This is a genomic window from Alkalihalophilus marmarensis DSM 21297 (genome assembly GCF_000474275.2).
Lineage (GTDB): Bacteria > Bacillota > Bacilli > Bacillales > Bacillaceae_D > Alkalihalophilus > Alkalihalophilus marmarensis.
Genome location: NZ_ATAE01000010.1, coordinates 1 through 1931 on the forward strand (window position 1 = coordinate 1; position 1931 = coordinate 1931).

The following is a 1931-nucleotide window of genomic DNA, read 5'->3' on the forward strand; positions in this document are numbered from 1 at the left end:
TTTTAGACATTAAAAATACTCCCCTTAAAGTAGCCAGATTTTTATTTTTTAATCTGTCTACCTTATGGGGAGCATATCAAAGATCTTAAAGAAGGTTTTTCTTATGTAAAGGCGAGTAAATTTCTAGTAACGGGTATTTTGATTTTAGTGACTTTAAACTTTTTTGCTTTCGGTGCTATCACAATTGCCATACCCATATTAGTGGAGGCCTATGGCGGTACACCTATTAACTTAAGTTTCATTGAAGTCGGCATGGGTCTAGGAATGCTTACGAGTACTGCGGTGTTAGGGATTGTGAAAATTAGAAGGCGCGGATTGACCTCAATTATGGGCTTAATTGCAGTACTAGTTATAAGCGTAGGTTTTAGTCAAGTTCCCAATCTCTATGTACTTACCTTCCTGGCATTCATGATTGGCTTTACCATGACATTTGTTGCCATCCCATTTTTCACATCAGCACAAGAAAATACAGATCCAAGAATTATGGGAAGAGTGATGAGTGTTATCTTCTTAGCAATGAATGGGTTTGATCCCCTTGCATATGCTGGCGTAACGTTACTTGTTACAAGAGGTCTAGATATACAGAATATCGTCTTATGCTTTTCATTGATTGGATTAATGATCGCCCTCTTGATCTTATGGAGAGGCAGGTCATATAGAGAGGACAAAGTGACTATATAATTATTTCGAAGAGTTATAAAGTAATTAGTGGACAGGGTTAAGAGGGGAACTTCCCTTTTTCACCCTGTTTTTAAAGTGTTTAACAATATCGACCTCCTTTACTAATTGCCTATACGTAGTCTCATCTTTAGAAACTAAAGATTAATAAGTTAAATCTCCCAGTCAATAATTAAAGAATAATGATCGAGTTCACTCTTTTCTAACCTTTTGTTTAATGCTGCTTCTAAAGCCTCTAGATCTGTAGACTTTTCTACTATGAAATAGATTTCCGTAGTTTCAGGAAGTATCATGTATGATTCTACATTAAAGTCTTCCCATGCTTTATCCGCAAATTGTGTTAATCTTTTATCTTCAGATAAATGATTATTTGAGCAGGAAATTAATAAAAAAATAAGATTACAATGCAGTACAAGATTCATTACTTTCTTCAAGAAAACTCCTCCTATTCTTCAAGTACAATAAATTACTATCTCAAAGCGACTTTTTACGTCTTATGTATAATTTGCATTACATTTAAAGCTCTAATCATCTAAACGTTTGTAGCCATTTTTTTCATATGATTTTTGAGCTGAATAGTTATCATAGGCTGTACTAAGAGCTATACTGTTCGCCGTTTCGACAGCAAGTTCTTTAGCCCTATTTAAAAGTATTTCTCCTAATCCTTGCCTTCTAGCTTATTCATCTACATATAAGTCATTTAAGATCCATGCTTTTTTCATTGATATAGATGAAAAGCTAGGGTATAGTTGGGTAAAACCCACGAGTTTTCCATAATTTTTGGCTACAAAGATTACAGAATCATTTCTTTCTAATCGACATTATATGTAAGATTTAGCACCTTTTAAATCTGCTTCTTTTTCGTAAATTATACGATACAAGTTAAACAAAGTTGCTACTCCATCTAAGTCTTTATAAGTAGCCTGATATACTTCCATTGCGCAACTCTCCTTTACAACAATACAGTTATTAATGATCTGAATCAGATAATAAAACTATAACTGACGTAATAATATCCAATTTACTGCATCAACTCTTTATATTGGTAAAGAAAAAAGCAATGCCATGTTCAGCGTTGCTCAGGTAGTGTTATTTTTACTTGTTACAAATAATTTTTGAGAAAAATAGTAAGCTAATGTTGCGATTGATAAAGTTACCAGTAACGGAATTATCGAAGTCTGCCCAAACATTACTTCTTGATTTACACCAATCTTCGTTGAAGAAAAATCAGGAGTATAGAAAATCGTTAGAAC

Annotated in this window: 2 protein-coding genes and 1 pseudogene; 1 reads left to right on the forward strand and 2 read right to left on the reverse strand. The window is 33.5% G+C overall.

All coding sequences use genetic code 11. The annotated features are described in order from the left end of the window. Positions 1-75 precede the first annotated feature (75 nt). Positions 76-681 (forward strand): MFS transporter, encoded by a 606-nt coding sequence (locus tag A33I_RS05700; protein ID WP_274422859.1) that lies wholly within the window; start codon positions 76-78, stop codon positions 679-681. Positions 682-830: 149 nt separating this feature from the next. Here A33I_RS05700 and A33I_RS05705 read toward each other — a convergent pair whose 3' ends face one another. Beyond that, positions 831-1112 carry a YolC/YozM family protein gene (locus tag A33I_RS05705; RefSeq protein WP_022627512.1) on the reverse strand — a complete coding sequence of 94 codons (282 nt, stop codon included), beginning with the start codon at positions 1110-1112 and terminating at the stop codon, positions 831-833. Between the two features lie 90 nt (positions 1113-1202). Beyond that, a pseudogene (locus A33I_RS05710) lies at positions 1203-1616 on the reverse strand (GNAT family N-acetyltransferase). Between the last annotated feature and the right edge of the window lie 315 nt (positions 1617-1931).